A 16,663-nucleotide genomic window follows, 5' to 3' on the forward strand; every position below is an offset into this window, starting at 1 on the left:
GCTCTAACCTACCTTTGAAAGTTTTAATAAGGTGCGAAGATCAGCAAGTAGGTTCTTCGCTTCGGCGCGCATGGCTTCTTCATCGGCATGCGTTGGGTAATGCAAGATCACGTTTCCGAGTGGATCGATAATAAACAGGTTATGCGTAGGTAATTGAGTCACTGCAGTTACTAAGTCGCCATTTTCGATATGTTTAACCAATGGCATATTGGTCAAATCGAGCGCGGTGCCATTCGAGGTAATCAGTAGTGGGTTGACGCGATCGGTTTCTTTGCCGAGGGCGATGTCCAATTGATTCATGGCATATAAACCTTGCAGACATGAATCGCCACAATTGCCGTCATCAACCAAGGCAACACGCCACCCTTCCGGTAGCGCAGAGTTCAAATCACCGAGTTCGAGAGGTGGCACTAACATGGTGCCTTTGTTGGTCACTGCGCCTTGATACCAATTTTGATCAAGAACTAGTTTTGCGCCAATGACAGGAATTAAAAATGCGAGTACCACACCGATTAGCGTCGCTCGCGATCGTTTTACGTTCGTCATGGTCATTCCTCTGTTGTTATTTTTTTGGAACGGCTGGCAAACCAAAATACCAGTAAACAAGCAAGCGCTAACGAAAACCATTGCATGGCGTAGGCCCGATGTTTTGTTGGTGTCATGACTTGCGGTTGCCATTGGCGTGGCCAACCAAAATCAGCAGTTTCTGAGAGTAGCACCACATAGTGCTGAATGGGAAGTTGTGTTGCGCTGCTTATTGCGTCAGCATCGAGTTGGGTAACACGTACCGGCCAGCGGTCGGCTTCAACGTAGGTTTCACCAGCCCCCCAGATTTGAGAAAGCTGCGGCTGATAGAATAGTCCGCCAATGGTAACGTTGCCCTGGGGCAGCGATAGTTGCGGCAGTTGCTGCCGGTCTTGTCCCCAAGGTACCCATCCCATATTCACCATGACAATCCCGTTTTTACCTACTGCGAATTCAGCATCAAGCAAACCAATAACTTGGTAGCCAGCTTGTCCATCTTGAATCTGGTTATCGAGAAGTAAGAAGTCATCTAAAAATCTTCCCTCGACGGACACTTCTGCATAACGACTTATCGCGTTGAGTGGTGTCTCGAAGGCATTTAAATTTATTGGGGAAGTCTGGCGTGATTCGTAGTCAGCGAAGAGTTGCTCTTTTTCATTGGCACGGTCAAGTTGCCAGAATCCAAGCTTGACCAAAATTGCAATTGCCAGCACAGTGAGCACTGTCGCAATGAGTTTACTCTTACGCATGGTAAACCCTGCCCACAATTACTCGATAGGAAGCTGTGATGGTTATTACTGCAAAAATCATATTGGTACTACTCATGTTATTTATGGTCGTTAACTTGTTTCGTGCATTATTCGCAATGCTACGTAACGACCCGACCAAACCACCAATGACAAAATATCTCGGGCAGCGTGTGCTGTTCTCAGCCATTGCCATTGTGGTGATCGTGATACTGCTGGCATCCGGTGTTTTGGTGCCAAATCCGCGGCCGTACTGACGTTTTATGCCAGTACGGCGTTAGTTACTACAATGATTACAACGTTATAAAACGTACACAAATATAAACAGGCACACCCAAACCACATCAACAAAGTGCCAGTACCAGCTTGTTGCTTGGAAGGCGAAGTGATTATCTGGGGTAAAGTGACCTTTGATAACACGTAAGAACATGATGATCAGCATTAAAGTACCCAAGGTCACGTGCATACCGTGGAAACCGGTGAGCATGTAGAAGGTATTACCATAAATGCCTGAATCGAGAGTTAACCCAAGTTCTTCATACGCGTGTACGTACTCAGCACCTTGAAGGTACAAGAAGATACAGCCGAGAATAATGGTAATACCCAACCAAACGGTGAGCTGTTTACGATTATTCTTCTCTAAGCCCACATGAGCGAAGTGACAGGTGACGCTCGAAACAATCAGAATGATGGTGTTGTAAAGCGGTAAGCCCATCCAACCCATTGCGCCTGATTCGGTGCCGCCTGGTGTTTTTGTCAGTGGCCAATGCGCTTCGAAAGCTGGCCATAGCACTTCGTTGGTCATGGCGTTATTACTAGCACCACCAAGCCATTCAACAGCAATGACGCGGGCATAGAACAAAGCGCCAAAGAACGCGGCGAAGAACATAATTTCTGAGAAAATAAACCAGCTCATGCCTTGACGATACGAGTGGCTAAGTTGATTACTGTATAAGCCCGACATTGACTCATTGATTTGATCGCGGAACCAACCAAATAACATCACAATCATCACGGCAATGCCGCCAAAAAGAATGTTTGAGCCCCAGCCGTCAACGGCCTCATTTTTCATATCAATAACTGTGTGGCCTGCACCAAAAGCAATCAAGCCTAATCCGACCGCGCCGACAATAGGCCACGGACTAGATGCCGGTACATAATATTTTTCGTGTTGTTGTGCCATAAAACGAATCCTCAGTCTGCCGATGTTGCTGCTTCAAACGTAGCAAGCACATCCGGTTGAGCATTGGCTGTCATATCGTACATGGTGTATGACAAAGTCAACGTGTGTATATGTTTAGGAATGTCAGGGTCTAAATAGAACTGCATTGGCATTTTTGTATCCGCACCTGCAGCAAGTGGCTGCTGGTTAAAGCAAAAACATTCAGTTTTATTCAAATACAAACCAGCTTCCCCCGGAGCAACTGAAGGAATCGCTTGCGCGACCATGTTTTGCCCCGTTGGATTGCTTGCCAAAAAATTGACGACTTTGGTTTCGCCCGGATGGACACGAACTGATTTCACTTCCGGTTCGAAACCCCACGGCATTCCTTTATTAACCCGAGTTATAAATTGCACATTAATGGTGCGTGACGTGTCGACACTGCGCATATTTGCGGCGGCTTGCTCATTCTTTGTGCGGCCGTTGAATCCGGTAATATCGCAAAACACTTCATACAGCGGCACCAGTGCAAAGCCGAAACCAAACATGCCGACGACCACAAAAAGTAAGCGTCGCACAACGCGCGCATTGTCTGCGCGCGGTGCTGGGTTTGGTGTTGGGCTATTGGTAGTCATGACTACTTCACCTCAGGTGGTGTTTCAAAGGTGTGGTATGGCGCCGGTGATGGTACCGTCCACTCTAGACCTTCTGCACCTTCCCATGGTTTTGCTGACGCTTTCTCGCCGCCACGCACACATTTGATGACAACAGCTAAGAAAATTAACTGTGAGAGACCAAATGCGAAGCCGCCGATACTAACAATCTGGTTAATATCTGCGAATTGCAGCGAGTAGTCAGGGATACGACGTGGCATACCCGCAAGACCAGCAAAATGCATTGGGAAGAACAGCACGTTGACCGAAATCAGCGACGTCCAGAAATGCCACTTCGCCAACGTCTCGTTGTACATATGACCAGTCCATTTCGGTAGCCAGTAGTATGCCGCTGCCATAATCGAGAAGATGGCACCCGTAACGAGTACATAATGGAAGTGTGCGACCACGAAGTAAGTATCGTGATACTGGAAGTCAACTGGGGTAATCGCAAGCATCAAGCCTGAGAAACCGCCAATGGTGAAAAGAATCACGAATGCTAGCGCAAACAACATTGGCGTTTCAAAGGTTATTGAACCGCGCCACATGGTGGCTACCCAGTTGAATACTTTCACCCCTGTTGGTACCGAAATTAGCATGGTGGCGTACATGAAGAAAATTTCCGCCGCCACTGGCATACCCGTGGTGAACATATGGTGAGCCCAAACAATGAAGCTCAGGCCTGCAATGGCTGCCGTTGCGTAAACCATCGACGAGTAACCAAACAATTTCTTACGTGAAAATGCGGGGATAATCGCGGAGATGATACCAAATGACGGTAAAATCATGATGTACACTTCGGGATGCCCAAAGAACCAGAAAATATGCTGGAACAATACAGGGTCACCACCGCCGGCTGCATCAAAGAAGCTGGTACCGAAGTATTTGTCGGTGAGTACCATGGTGACCGCACCGGCAAGCACTGGCATAACTGCAATCAGCAAGAATGCGGTGATAAACCATGTCCACACGAACAGTGGCATTTTCATGTAGGTCATGCCCGGTGCGCGCATGTTCATAATGGTAACAATCACGTTAATTGCGCCCATAATGGACGAAATACCCATGATGTGAACCGAGAACACGAACAATGCCGTTGAATCGCTACTGTAGGTAGTTGAAAGTGGTGCGTAGAAGGTCCAGCCAAATGCTGGGCCGCCGCCTTCCATAAACAACGAAGCAAGCAGGATTGCAAACGCAAACGGTAGAATCCAGAAGCTCCAGTTGTTCATGCGTGGCAATGCCATATCTGGTGCACCAATCATCATTGGTACCATCCAGTTAGCAAGGCCTGTGAAAGCCGGCATAACCGCACCAAATACCATAATCAGACCATGAACGGTCGTCATTTGGTTAAAGAAGTGCGGCTCTACAAGTTGTAAACCTGGCTGGAATAGCTCGGCGCGGATAACCATCGCCATTGAACCGCCAACCAAGAACATGATGAAACTGAACCATAAGTACATTGAACCAATGTCTTTGTGGTTCGTCGTGAATAACCAACGGGTAATACCCGATGGCGCGTGGTGGTGATGATCGTGATGATCCATCTCGCCAGCAACTGTGCTCATATCGGGTCTCCCTTACTTATTCAAAAATTCATTAACGTCAGCGGCCTGAATCAGGTCGCCAGTGTCATTACCCCAAGCATTACGCTCGTAGGTGATAACTGCCGCAAGCTCACGTAAGCTCAACTGATTACCGAACGCTTGCATGGCGGTGCCAGATTTACCATTCACAACAATGTTGATATGGCCGGCTTTGTCGTTCATAACCATATTGGTGCCTTTCAAGCTTGGGAATACGCCCGGAATACCTTCACCACTTGGTTGGTGACAGGCAGCACAGCTACCCAGATAGACACGTTCGCCGAGTTCCATCAGCTCATCTTTACTCATCGACATAGATAGTAGACGTTGCTCTTCTTCTTTCTCGGCTTTAGCAATGGCTTCCTGTTCGTTTATCCATGCCTCGTACTCAGCCGGCTCTTTCGCGATAACAACAACCGGCATAAAGCCGTGGTCTTTACCACAAAGTTCCGCGCACTGACCACGATAGATACCTGGCTCGTCAACTTTAGTCCACGCTTCGTTAATAAAGCCTGGGTTAGCGTCTTTCTTCACAGCAAAATCTGGTACCCACCACGAGTGGATAACATCATCTGACGTGACTAAGAAGCGAACCTTGGTATCGGTTGGGATAACTAACGGACGGTCGACTTCAAGCAAATAGTTTTCGCCTTTGTCGAGACGGTTGTTGATTTGATCTTGGCGAGTGGCTAGCAAACTATAATATTCAACATCGCTGTCGAAGTATTTGTAATGCCATTTCCACTGTGAACCTGTCACCAATACAGTCACTTCAGCCTCAGACGTGTCTTCCATAGCAAACAGTGTCTTGGTAGCTGGAATGGCCATACCGACCAGAATCAAAAATGGGATAACGGTCCACAGAATCTCAACTTTCACGTTCTCATGGAACGTGGCTGGTTTGTGGCCTTTCGATTTACGGTGCAAGATCATGGAAACAAACATGGCACCGAAAACGATGACACCTATCACACAGCAAATATAAAAAATCGTCATGTGTAGGTCGTAAACGCGTTGACTGATCTCGGTAACACCTTGAGTCAGGTTCAACTGCGATTGCGCACTAGCAGCAAGTGGAATACTCGCTAATAGCGCAGTGATGAGTCTAGTACTCACGCGACATCTCCTCTCATTCTTCCGACGTGGTTTTCCCACGAATACACCGAAGTGCGAGCCTGAAGAACAACGAGGTGAGCAGAAAAAGGAACAGCATTTCAGAAGAAAATCGCTTTCCCCACTAACCCTTTGTTGTTATGTATCAATGATTATTATTGTTTATTGTGTTAGCAGTTAATGCACATTCAAAATACCATTTTCTGGTGAAAAAGAAACCGCCATTTCGAATAATTTTTACATTCGCGTATAAAAAAAGGGCTGCACTGCAGCCCTCAACTGACAACCTTCACAAGCAGGATTAGTGGAGTGGGGGAAGTGAAGGTAAATCATTAAACACAAAACTGTGAGTGTGGCTGACTTTACTCGCCATTTTTAAGCGTTGCTGCATGCGTGGGGACAGGTCGCCCAACCAGCTCAGTACAAGACTACTTGTGCCAGCGAGTAGCGCCTGTTCCGTCGCCCATTCACGTTCATCCTGATTACGACCATGAACCCAGCGAATGCGTGTGCGGCTGATACCTGCTGCAACGAGCTGTTCAATCACTTCACGACGAGCACCGATCACGGTCACCCATTGATGCGTGCGCAACGACAAGGCATGCAGGCGCGGTAACAGGCTCTCTAAATCGGTCTGACTAGCCGAAAGCTCTGGTGCCGCTGACCAAATGTCAAAACCTGAATCATTCAATTGATTGCCAAATTGATTTCTCATAACCATGCTCCGTTGCGGATCACACCAACAGCTAACCCTTCAATAGTGAAGTACTGATGGGTGAGATCGACTTGAATAGGTGAAAATTCTTCATTCTCTGGGTGCAGCAAAATGATGTTGCCGCGACGCTCAAATCGTTTCACAGTGACGTCATCTTCGACGCGAGCGACAATAATCTGCCCATTACGTGCTTCATGTGTTTTGTGCACAGCGAGCAAATCACCGTCTAAAATACCGATGTCTTTCATACTCATACCGTTAACGCGTAATAAGAAATCGGCGTGCGGTTTAAACAAGTTCTGATCGACTTGATAGTGACTTTCGATGTGTTCTTGCGCCAAAATAGGCTCACCGGCCGCGACCTGACCGATTAACGGCAAGCCTTCAGGAACTTCTTCCTCTTCGATGCCAACTAACCGAATACCGCGAGACATGCCGGGCATCATCTCTATCACGCCTTTCTTGGCTAAAGCTTTTAAATGCTCTTCAGCGGCATTTGCAGACTTAAAACCAAGACGCTGAGCTATTTCAGCACGTGTTGGCGGCATGCCAGTCGCATCAATATTGTCTTTGATGAGATCAAGAATTTGCTGTTGTCGAGGCGTTAATGGTCGCATTTGAATACCTGTTTATCCATACAGTGATACTGTGAGTATATACAGGTGTTTTGGTTTCGCAACTTTTTTGTGCAAATTTTTTTCATTCAGACAAATTCAAGCAACAGTGGTATGCTTTATACGTTTGTATTTTGTGGGGATATTGCATGAGTCTGAAAGGCTTTTGGCGCGCTGTATTGCACTGGCCGGTGCGCTGGTTAACGCGTTTTGAAACAATTCTAGATGACACAACAGCACAAGTTGTTGGTGATAACAATGTCGTTTACGTGATGCGTTCAACGTCAAACACCGACATGCTCGTTGCGCAGCGCGCATTGAAGCAGGCGGGGTTACCTGACCCTACCGAAGACCTGATAGTCAATGGGCAACAGTTGGCTCGTGTGATGTACCTTGATCAAACGGATCATGGGTCGGCTGAAAAGGCTATTGAAGATTTTGAAAAACTCATTTCAGCCCATCAAAAAGATCAGCAGCTTAATGTCAAAGTGGTTCCGATAGGCCTATTTTGGGGACGTAAACCCGGTCAAGAGGCGCGCCAGGGGCATACCATGGTTGCTGACATTGATAACCCTGGTCATTGGCGTAAGTTTTGGCTGACAATGTTTTCTGGTCGTCATATTTTGATCCGCGCAAGCTCACCAGTGCACCTCCGTGAAATGGCTGAACAACGAGGGTCCACCCAACGCTTAGCCCACAAATTAGCACGCGTCGCACGGGTTCATTTTGTGCGTTTACGCCACGCCGTAGCCGGACCAAAGATGACCGAACGCGCCGTCGTCATTCAAGATTTGCTCGATACTCCGGCCTTAAAGCAAGCAATTGCCGATGAAGCGCGCAGTAAAAAGATAACTGAGCAACAGGCGCGCAAAACCGCAGAGAAATATCTGCATGAAATAGCAGCAAATTACAGCGATACGCTGGTTCGCTTGCTTGATCGCTTCATGACTTGGTGTTGGAGCCGTATCTACAACGGTATCCATATTGAAGGTGGTGAACGCATTCGCGAACTTGCCGAAGCCGGCCACGAAATCGTATATGTTCCGTGTCACCGTTCACACATGGACTATCTACTTTTAAGCTATGTGATCTATAAAGAAGGTCTCGTTCCACCACACATTGCAGCTGGCGTGAACTTAGATTTTTTCCCAGCAGGCCCCCTGTTCCGTCGTGGCGGCGCATTCTTTATTCGTCGTAGCTTCCGCGGCAACAAACTCTATTCCACGGTATTTCGCGAGTATTTAAACCGACTATTCCAAAAAGGCTATCCAGTTGAGTACTTCACGGAAGGTGGACGTAGTCGAACGGGGCGTTTGTTACCGCCGAAAACCGGTATGGTAGCGATGACTGTTCAAGGTATGCTCCGCGGGCAGCAACGTCCAATGTCATTGGTTCCTGTTTATTTGGGCTATGAACACGTGATGGAAGTGGGTACTTACCTGAAAGAGCTCAAAGGTAAGTCAAAAGAAAAAGAATCGGTGTGGCAGGTTATAAGCAGCCTGCGTCATTTACGTAATTTTGGGCAAGGCTATGTTAGCTTTGGTGAGCCAATTAATCTTGGCGAAGCGCTCGAGAAGTTACAGCCAAATTGGCGTGACTCAATAACGACTGGCGCGGAAGAACCAGAGCGTCCGAAGTGGCTGACACCGACGGTCAACCTATTAGCTGATCAGATTATGTGTCGCATTAATAACTCAGCGGCATTCAATAGCGTTAACTTATGCGCGCTGGCTATTCTTAGCTCTGAGCATCATGCGCTAACCCGCGAAGAGCTTGTAAGCCAATTGAATTTATACACGCGCATCATGCGCGAAGTGCCATACAGCAAAGATGCTTACGTGCCAGAAGAAGATGGTGAGCAGCTATGGCAACTCGCGAAAAAACACGACAAATTTATTGTTGAAGCCGACGGCATTGGCGAACTGATCCGTCTGGATGGTTCGACCGCCATTGCGATGACTTACTACCGTAATAACATCATGCATATGGTGATTGTACCGGCGCTATTGGCGGCTTTTGCATTAGGTCATAAGCGCTTTAGTGCGGATGCGGCGGTGAAGTTGTTAACGCAATTACATCCGCTGTTGCAAAGCGAACTATTTATTAGCCATAACGCCGAGGATATGACGTTATGGGTCAATGCACTACTTGAACAATATGTTCAATGCGGCCTTATTACCGACGCCGGTGATGGCACATTTGCTGTGGCGAAACGAGACTCGCGCACCTATTCGCAATTGGTATTGCTGGCACGTAGCTCGAGCGAGACGGCGCAGCGTTACGCTATCGTGTTGGAGTTGTTGCAGCAGGCTCAGCCTATTTCACGAAGCAACCTTGAGCAGCACTCGGTGCAGCTTGCTGAGCGCTTAAGTGCAATTCATGGTGTCAACGCGCCAGAGTTCTTCGACAAGAAGGTGCTAAGTACATTAATTGGGACTCTCAAATCTGAAGGCTATTTCAGTGTGATTGATTCGGGTGAGATGATGGCTGACCATCGCGTTGGTGAATTAAGTGACGCCGTGGATTTATTATTGGAGCCAGCTGTTTTACAAACTATTCGTCAATCGGTGAAGCAACTGGTTAACGCGGAGAGTTAACCAGTCTTTAGCCAGAACCTAAAACCAATAATGCGCAGCAACAGCGAGGGTTAATACCCAGCCCACGTTGTTGTTGTGCAAGAACGCTTGAAAACAGCGCCCAGGCTCGCGGTACCAAATAAGATAATGTTGCCAGCTAAATAGCAACGCAATGATGACAAGACCCACCCAATAAACCCAATTAAGCAGCAATAAGTAACCTAGCCAGCCGAGCAAAGCCAGCGTGGCTATCTGTAACAAAGCGATGGCGAATTTATCGTGTCCAGCAAATAAAATCGCGGTGGATTTCACCCCAATTTTCAAATCGTCCGCACGGTCTGCCATGGCGTATTCGGTGTCATACGCTACCGTCCATGCAATATTGGCGAAGAACAAAATCCATGCCACTAACGGTAGGCCTTGGTCGAGAGCGGTGAATGGCATGAGTACGCCAAAGCTAAAAGCCACCCCTAAAACCACCTGAGGTAGTTGCGTGAAGCGTTTACAAAACGGGTAAAGCGTTGCAACTGCGGCCGCCGCTATACTGAGTAAAACGGTCGCTCGATTGAATTGCAGTACAATGAGCAATGCAATGATTAACAGCACCCCAAACAGTGCCAACGCGTGCCAAGGCTTTAGTTCGCCCGTTGCCAGTGGGCGTAGTTTGGTGCGGCTAACATGGCCGTCAATGTTGCGGTCGGCGTAATCATTAATCACACAACCTGCTGAGCGCATCACAAATACGCCGAGCATAAATAAAACCACGGTGCGCAGCGGCGGGTTTCCTTCACCAGCAATGAGTAACGCCACCAACGTTGGCCAGCCAAGCAGCAAACTGCCAATAGGGCGGTCGGCGCGCATTAAACGCCAGCATGCACTAATGAATTGACCAACTTTGACCATGTTAAGCTTCCTTGTCTTGCAGCAATTGCATGAGTTTGGCGGGTACTGAATCGCCGATAAATACTTCGGCAACTAATACTTTCTGACCTGCGGCTTTGAAGCAGCTACGACGTCCCCACAAATGTTGCGCTGGATAACCGAGCTGCTGATTGAGCTGACCAATAGGTGACTGTGGTGAAAAATGAGCGACTTCAATCGCGCCACGTTCGAGGTCTGATTGCGCAAATAAATGTGCACCAAGCGGCTTATTGCCTAGTTGCCCGAGCTGCAATGCCTGTTCATCTAGCGCACTTTGCGGAAACACACTACGTGCAAATACCCACGGTTGCCCATCGCAGCACAATAATACTTCGCGAATAGCCGCGTGCTTGTCATCACCTAACCATTTGGCTTCATCGGGGCGAATACTGCCCGGTTGCTGACCAAGTACTTGCACTTCAAAACTGTTGCAGTGGCGTTTGAGTTTGGCGGTAAGTGAATCTGGATCAAGAAGCCAGGCCTGAATGATTGAACTATCAGGCAGCGCTGCCTCATGTGCCAACACCCAATCGGCTTGCTGATGCGCACGAATAATCGGAAACTCAAGCTGTGCTAACGCGACGCTTTTCATAAGTTGTTATTGAGAGCCATCTTTGCGGCTAGAATTTTGACCATAGAGGGTCAGTGCACGAATACCTGCACCAACTATCAGCCCCGAGATAAGCCCAGCTGTGTGTGCGGTATTGGCGATGTTGACCCAAAGCAGACCGGTATAGCCAATCACCAACCAAACCAGCATAAAGATGATAAGACCGTTGGGTAAGAACAGTGGATGCCGTGGATTCTTCCAACCAACCACTGTAGCAATACCAAATAAACCGTAAACTACACCTGACAGGCCACCAAAATATGGGCCGCTTTCAATAAACTGCGATGTATTCGAGGCTAGTGCGCAAAACAGAAAAGCGAGTATCAGCCACTTGCTGCCATAGTAACGCTCGAAACGACCACCAAGATACCACCACCAGAACACATTAAACACAATATGTAGCACGCTGAAGTGCAATAGTGCCGGTGTGAAGAAACGCCAAGGTTGCGTCCATGGCATGGCTTCAAAACTGTCGGGATTAAATAAAAATGCGCCAAGAATTGGCTCAGCAAGAGGCGTTAATAAACCGGTAAAAGTAAGAATAACAACAGCGGCGTAACCTGCCGTAAACCAACCTGCCTGCTGCAAAAGTTGTTGGAGAAAACTTTGCGGCGCTGCGGTTTCGGGCTGCGCTTCAGCGTGTTCGAAAACCTCGGCTGTAGCGAGTTCTGGGTTGTCTTTAAATGCTTGAATAAGCGCTTTGGCATGGGCTTGGTAGCTCGATACCGTTAGCCAAAGCTCTAATTCGTCACCATGTTCACTGACCGTCACCGGAACATTATGGCGTTGCAGGTAGGCGTACAACACTGCCATTTCGTCGGCGTTTCGTGTGGTCAGTAATTTTCTCATTTAGCTACGCTCCACCGCCTCGGGAAATGCTTGTGCCCAAGCCGTCATACCGCCGTCAAGGCTGCTCACCACTTCGACACCTTGATGAGCAAGATATTGCGCGGCGCCTTGGCTGCTGTTGCCGTGATAGCAGACGACAACAACTTCGTCGTTGTCGTCTAATTCATTGAGAAATTGCTGAACATTGGCGTCGGTTAATCGCATTGAACCGGGAATATGCGCCGCCGCATAGGAGCGCTCATCACGAATATCCACAAAGCGCGCTTGTTTGGATTCCCATAATTCATGCGCGGTGAGGGTATTAATACGTTTAAAATCTGCCATGTTCTATTCCTTGATTACTACGTTAGCTCCAGTCTAGAACAACTTTACCAGATTGGCCTGACGTCATAATATCAAAGCCTTTTTGGAAGTCGTTTACTGGCATACTGTGCGTTAAAATTGGTGACAGGTCGAGTCCTGATTGCAATAAGCTCGCCATCTTATACCAAGTCTCAAACATTTCGCGGCCATAAATACCCTTAATGACGAGCCCTTTGAAAATAACCTGGTTCCAATCAATCGCAACGCTGGTTGGTGGAATACCGAGCATGGCAATTTTGCCGCCATGATTCATGGTTTCGAGCATTTGTGCGAACGCAGAAGGAACGCCTGACATTTCAAGGCCAACATCGAAGCCTTCTTTCATGCCGAGTTCGTTCATGACATCTTTCAAATTCTCTTTGCTCACGTCAACCGCACGGGTGGCGCCCATTTTCTTCGCTAATTCTAGGCGATACTCGTTCACGTCGGTAATCACCACATGACGGGCGCCAACGTGACGCGCGACTGCCGCGGCCATGATGCCAATTGGGCCTGCGCCGGTAATTAGAACGTCTTCGCCAACCAAATCAAATGCGAGAGCCGTGTGTACAGCATTACCGAATGGGTCGAAAATCGCGGCTAAATCGTCGCTGATATCGTCTGGCAATTTGAATGCGTTTTCTGCAGGAATCACCAAGTATTCAGCGAATGCACCAGGGCGATTGACGCCAACACCAAACGTGTTGCGGCAAAGGTGGCGACGTCCAGCACGGCAGTTGCGGCAATGACCGCAAGTGATATGGCCTTCGCCAGAAACGCGATCGCCTTTTTTGAACCCACGAACGCCTTCGCCCATTGCTTCAACCACGCCAACGTATTCGTGTCCGACAACCATTGGAACGGGAATGGTTTTTTGTGACCACTCATCCCATTTATAGATGTGCACGTCGGTGCCACAAATAGCCGTTTTTTTGATGCGAATGAGCAAATCGTTGTAGCCGTATTCAGGCTTCTCAACGTCGGTCATCCAGATACCTGGTTCAGCGTGCAATTTTGCCAATGCTTTCATAAATCGTTCCCTTCAATCTTCTAAAAGACGATTAAATAATGCCGAGATCTTTGCCAATACGCGTGAATGCGTCAATGGCGCGATCGAGTTGCTCACGGGTGTGTGCGGCAGACATTTGCGTACGGATTCGTGCTTTGCCGCGCGGCACCACTGGGAATGAGAAGCCGACAACGTAAATACCTTCTTTCAGCATGCGGTCAGCCATCTCTGAAGCAAGGCGCGCATCACCAATCATCACCGGGATAATCGCGTGATCTGCACCACTTAAAGTAAACCCGGCTTTGGTCATTTCGCTACGGAAGTAGTTTGCGTTATCCCAGAGTTTTTGACGAAGATCATGACCATTTTCAAGCATTTCGAGTACGCGAATAGAGGCTTGAACAATCGCTGGTGCAACTGAGTTTGAGAACAAGTACGGGCGTGAACGCTGACGTAACCAGTCAATCACCGGTTTTTTACCTGAGGTATAACCACCAGAAGCACCGCCAAGAGCCTTACCTAAAGTACCGGTAATGATATCCACGCGACCCAAAACGTTGCAGTACTCGTGCGTGCCTTTACCGTTCTCGCCCAAGAAACCGGTGGCGTGACAATCGTCCATCATCACCAATGCGCCGTATTCGTCGGCTAGGTCGCAGATGCCATTCAAGTTTGCAATCACGCCGTCCATTGAGAAGACGCCATCGGTGGCGATTAGAATGTTGCGAGCGCCATCGGCTTTTGCTTGCTTTAATTGTGCTTCCAAGTCAGCCATATCATTGTTTTTATAGCGGAAACGCTTGGCTTTGCTCAAACGAATGCCGTCGATAATCGATGCATGGTTGAGTTCGTCACTGATTATTGCGTCTTCTGGGCCCATCAATGTTTCGAATAAGCCGCCGTTTGCATCAAAGCATGACGAGTACAGAATTGTGTCTTCGGTACCTAAAAACGCGCTTAATTTTGCTTCAAGCGTTTTATGAATATCTTGCGTACCGCAAATAAAACGAACTGAAGCTGTACCAAAACCGTGTTCATCAAGACCTTTTTTCGCTGCTTTGATGAGCTCCGAGTTATTGGCCAAACCTAAATAGTTGTTGGCACAAAAGTTCAATACCGATTCGCCATCGCCAACTTCAATTTCAGCATCTTGATCACCAAGAATAATGCGTTCGCTTTTGTATAAACCTTCGTTCTTCAGCTCTTCTAACTGCGTTTCAAGCTGTTGATAAAAATCTTGCTTCATGTAATTCTCCGTGCTTCGGACCTGACGGGTGAACTTAAGTGTTTTCTAACCTAAGCTGTTACGATAAGCATAGTTTACCCGATCAGCGGGGGGCTGCGCATCCTCATTTCATCAGCTGGAGAAATTTCATGCACAAACGCGCCATTTATCCTGGAACCTTTGATCCTATTACCAATGGTCATGCCGATTTAATTGAGCGGGCAGCGAATTTGTTCAGTGAAATTATTGTGGGTGTCGCAAATAGTCCCAGCAAAAAGCCGATGTTTACGCTGGAAGAGCGCGTTGAGCTGGTGCGAGAAGTGACCGCTGAATTACCGAATGTCACCGTGGTTGGGTTTAGCGGCTTGCTGGTAGATTTCGCCAAAGAGCAGGGCGCAACGGTATTGATCCGCGGTTTGCGTGCCGTGTCTGATTTTGAATATGAATTTCAGTTGGCAAATATGAATCGCCGTTTATTCCCGGGCTTAGAAAGCGTGTTTTTAACGCCGGCTGAAGAGAATTCGTTTATTTCTTCTACGTTGGTGAAAGAAGTGGCTATTCACCACGGCGACGTGCGCCAATTCACTGACGCACGTGTTGCAGAAGCCTTGGAAAATAAAATTAAAGCGCGCTAGTAAGTGGTTACTTACAGCGCGACATCCACAAATACCCACGCTAACAATAGCGGACATATCAAACGTAAATGCCAGAATAACAGGCGGTAACGCCATGACGTTGTCGCCAACTCACGTACACGGTTACTGCGCTGCCAAAACCAACCCAGCACAATAAAATAGAATAAGCCGGAGAGTGGTAGCTGAAACTGTGTGACGTAGGTAACCACCCAGTTAAATAATGGCTCAAACCAAATCACCAACGCACACCCAATCACCGCTATGATTGCCGCAATAATGCTTGCCGCTTGGCGACGATTGAGCGGATGCGTTTCAATGGCATAGGCAATTGGCACTTCAGCCGTTGCAATGGTTGAGGTGAGTGCCGCAATACTCAGCAAAGCGAAAAAGCCAAAGCCTAACCACGCACCGGCATAACCTAATTGGGTAAACAAATCCGGCAGCACTTGGAAAATCAAACGACCTTCGCCAATCAGCTGCTCGCCTTCAGTAACGCTTAGCCCTTGCGCCATCGCAACATACAATGCCGGTATAATCAGCAAACCAGCCAAAAACGCCACGAAGGTATCCAGTGCCGCGACGCTCCAAGTTAACCGACCGATTCTTGTGTCTTTCTTCAAATAGCTGCCATAAATCATCATGCCGCCTAATCCAATCGACAGCGAGAAAAACGCTTGGCCCATGGCAGAAACTAATAAATCAGCATTCCACATCGCGGAAAAATCTGGCACCAAATAAGCGCGAAATCCATCGGCAGAGCCCGGCAACGTACTCATGTAGGCAATCAAACCAACTAGCAACACGACTAACAACGGCATTAAGCGTCGCGACCAACGTTCGATACCTTGCTGCACCCCGTTGATGACAATCCCGAAGGTCAAGGCGACGAAAACCAGTAGCAATATAATATCGCGCAGCATCGAGGCGTCTGCAAAAAATGGGGTCATTGCCGGCAATTGAAGGGCAGTCAACAGGAAGGTGAAGCCTTCAGCGAGCATCCATGCGGCCACTAAGTGATAAAAACTCAGCATTAAAATGGCGCCGACAACGTTCAAGTAACCCATCGTTTTACCGCTGATTGCTGTCAACGGTTGTGCTGTCGCACTTAACGAGCTAAGGGCTTTTACTGGGTTGGCTTGAGCCGCGTGACCAAGGCTTAATTCGGTGTATAACGCGGGTACGGCGAGGACCACGACAACCAGTAAATAGACGATTAAAAATGCAGCGCCACCGTGGTTTGCAACTTGACTAGGGAAACCCCAAATATTGCCGAGGCCAATAGCTGAGCCTGCTGCAGCAAGTACAAAGCCAATTCGTGTATGAAAACTATCGCGCATATTTTAACCATTACTTTTGCGGTAAAAGGCGCCATTCTAGCC

General features: G+C 48.0%; 18 protein-coding genes. 3 read left to right on the forward strand and 15 right to left on the reverse strand.

What is annotated here, in order from left to right:
• Window positions 1-3 precede the first annotated feature (3 nt).
• Both D3795_RS09900 and D3795_RS09905 read right to left on the reverse strand, forming a co-directional pair.
• Window positions 4-546: a hypothetical protein gene (locus tag D3795_RS09900; RefSeq protein WP_156268367.1), complete on the reverse strand. Its 543-nt coding sequence runs from the start codon at window positions 544-546 to the stop codon at window positions 4-6.
• Window positions 547-548: 2 nt separating this feature from the next.
• Window positions 549-1,274, reverse strand: coding sequence for an SURF1 family protein (locus D3795_RS09905; protein WP_156268369.1), 726 nt, complete (start codon window positions 1,272-1,274; stop codon window positions 549-551).
• Between the two features lie 38 nt (window positions 1,275-1,312).
• Between D3795_RS09905 and D3795_RS09910 the strand changes: the two genes are divergently transcribed.
• Window positions 1,313-1,528 carry a DUF2909 domain-containing protein gene (locus D3795_RS09910; protein ID WP_156268371.1) on the forward strand — a complete coding sequence of 72 codons (216 nt, stop codon included), beginning with the start codon at window positions 1,313-1,315 and terminating at the stop codon, window positions 1,526-1,528.
• Window positions 1,529-1,572: 44 nt separating this feature from the next.
• Here D3795_RS09910 and D3795_RS09915 read toward each other — a convergent pair whose 3' ends face one another.
• From D3795_RS09915 to lexA, 6 genes are all read right to left on the reverse strand, one after another.
• A complete protein-coding gene (locus D3795_RS09915) occupies window positions 1,573-2,454 on the reverse strand; it encodes a cytochrome c oxidase subunit 3 (protein ID WP_156268373.1) in 882 nt (293 codons plus the stop codon).
• Between the two features lie 11 nt (window positions 2,455-2,465).
• Window positions 2,466-3,068 (reverse strand): cytochrome c oxidase assembly protein, encoded by a 603-nt coding sequence (locus D3795_RS09920; RefSeq protein ID WP_156268375.1) that lies wholly within the window; start codon window positions 3,066-3,068, stop codon window positions 2,466-2,468.
• Between the two features lie 2 nt (window positions 3,069-3,070).
• The gene (gene ctaD, locus D3795_RS09925) at window positions 3,071-4,657 is read right to left on the reverse strand and encodes a cytochrome c oxidase subunit I (RefSeq protein WP_156268377.1); all 1,587 of its coding nucleotides are present in this window, start codon (window positions 4,655-4,657) and stop codon (window positions 3,071-3,073) included.
• A gap of 12 nt (window positions 4,658-4,669) precedes the next feature.
• Window positions 4,670-5,791: a cytochrome c oxidase subunit II gene (coxB, locus tag D3795_RS09930; RefSeq protein ID WP_156268379.1), complete on the reverse strand. Its 1,122-nt coding sequence runs from the start codon at window positions 5,789-5,791 to the stop codon at window positions 4,670-4,672.
• Window positions 5,792-6,089: 298 nt separating this feature from the next.
• Entirely contained in the window at window positions 6,090-6,503 is a 414-nt protein-coding gene (locus D3795_RS09935; RefSeq protein WP_156268380.1) for an SOS-response cell division inhibitor, read from the reverse strand.
• Window positions 6,500-7,120, reverse strand: a complete 621-nt coding sequence (gene lexA, locus D3795_RS09940) for a transcriptional repressor LexA (protein ID WP_156268381.1) — start codon at window positions 7,118-7,120, stop codon at window positions 6,500-6,502. The genes D3795_RS09935 and lexA overlap by 4 nt, the downstream gene beginning before the upstream one ends.
• Window positions 7,121-7,266: 146 nt before the next feature.
• Here lexA and plsB point away from each other — a divergent pair, with 146 nt between their 5' ends.
• Complete coding sequence (gene plsB / locus D3795_RS09945) at window positions 7,267-9,714, forward strand: glycerol-3-phosphate 1-O-acyltransferase PlsB (protein WP_156268382.1); 2,448 nt, start codon at window positions 7,267-7,269, stop codon at window positions 9,712-9,714.
• A gap of 18 nt (window positions 9,715-9,732) precedes the next feature.
• Here plsB and ubiA read toward each other — a convergent pair whose 3' ends face one another.
• The 6 genes from ubiA to D3795_RS09975 are packed head-to-tail and all read right to left on the reverse strand — an operon-like array spanning window position 9,733 to window position 14,670.
• Window positions 9,733-10,596: a 4-hydroxybenzoate octaprenyltransferase gene (gene ubiA / locus D3795_RS09950; protein WP_156268383.1), complete on the reverse strand. Its 864-nt coding sequence runs from the start codon at window positions 10,594-10,596 to the stop codon at window positions 9,733-9,735.
• A gap of 1 nt (window position 10,597) precedes the next feature.
• A complete protein-coding gene (locus D3795_RS09955; protein ID WP_156268385.1) occupies window positions 10,598-11,206 on the reverse strand; it encodes a chorismate--pyruvate lyase family protein in 609 nt (202 codons plus the stop codon).
• Window positions 11,207-11,212: 6 nt separating this feature from the next.
• Window positions 11,213-12,073, reverse strand: coding sequence for a rhomboid family intramembrane serine protease (locus tag D3795_RS09960; RefSeq protein ID WP_156268387.1), 861 nt, complete (start codon window positions 12,071-12,073; stop codon window positions 11,213-11,215).
• Complete coding sequence (gene glpE / locus D3795_RS09965; RefSeq protein ID WP_156268389.1) at window positions 12,074-12,397, reverse strand: thiosulfate sulfurtransferase GlpE; 324 nt, start codon at window positions 12,395-12,397, stop codon at window positions 12,074-12,076.
• 22 nt (window positions 12,398-12,419) lie between these two features.
• Window positions 12,420-13,445 (reverse strand): L-threonine 3-dehydrogenase, encoded by a 1,026-nt coding sequence (gene tdh, locus D3795_RS09970; RefSeq protein WP_156268390.1) that lies wholly within the window; start codon window positions 13,443-13,445, stop codon window positions 12,420-12,422.
• A 31-nt stretch (window positions 13,446-13,476) separates the two neighbouring features.
• Window positions 13,477-14,670, reverse strand: coding sequence for a glycine C-acetyltransferase (locus D3795_RS09975; protein ID WP_156268392.1), 1,194 nt, complete (start codon window positions 14,668-14,670; stop codon window positions 13,477-13,479).
• Between the two features lie 128 nt (window positions 14,671-14,798).
• Between D3795_RS09975 and coaD the strand changes: the two genes are divergently transcribed.
• The gene (gene coaD / locus D3795_RS09980; RefSeq protein WP_156268394.1) at window positions 14,799-15,284 is read left to right on the forward strand and encodes a pantetheine-phosphate adenylyltransferase; all 486 of its coding nucleotides are present in this window, start codon (window positions 14,799-14,801) and stop codon (window positions 15,282-15,284) included.
• Window positions 15,285-15,295: 11 nt separating this feature from the next.
• Here coaD and D3795_RS09985 read toward each other — a convergent pair whose 3' ends face one another.
• Window positions 15,296-16,621: a sodium-dependent transporter gene (locus tag D3795_RS09985; RefSeq protein ID WP_156268396.1), complete on the reverse strand. Its 1,326-nt coding sequence runs from the start codon at window positions 16,619-16,621 to the stop codon at window positions 15,296-15,298.
• Window positions 16,622-16,663 lie beyond the last annotated feature (42 nt).

Origin of the sequence: Pseudidiomarina andamanensis, assembly GCF_009734345.1 — a bacterium.
GTDB classification, from domain to species: Bacteria; Pseudomonadota; Gammaproteobacteria; order Enterobacterales; family Alteromonadaceae; genus Pseudidiomarina; species Pseudidiomarina andamanensis.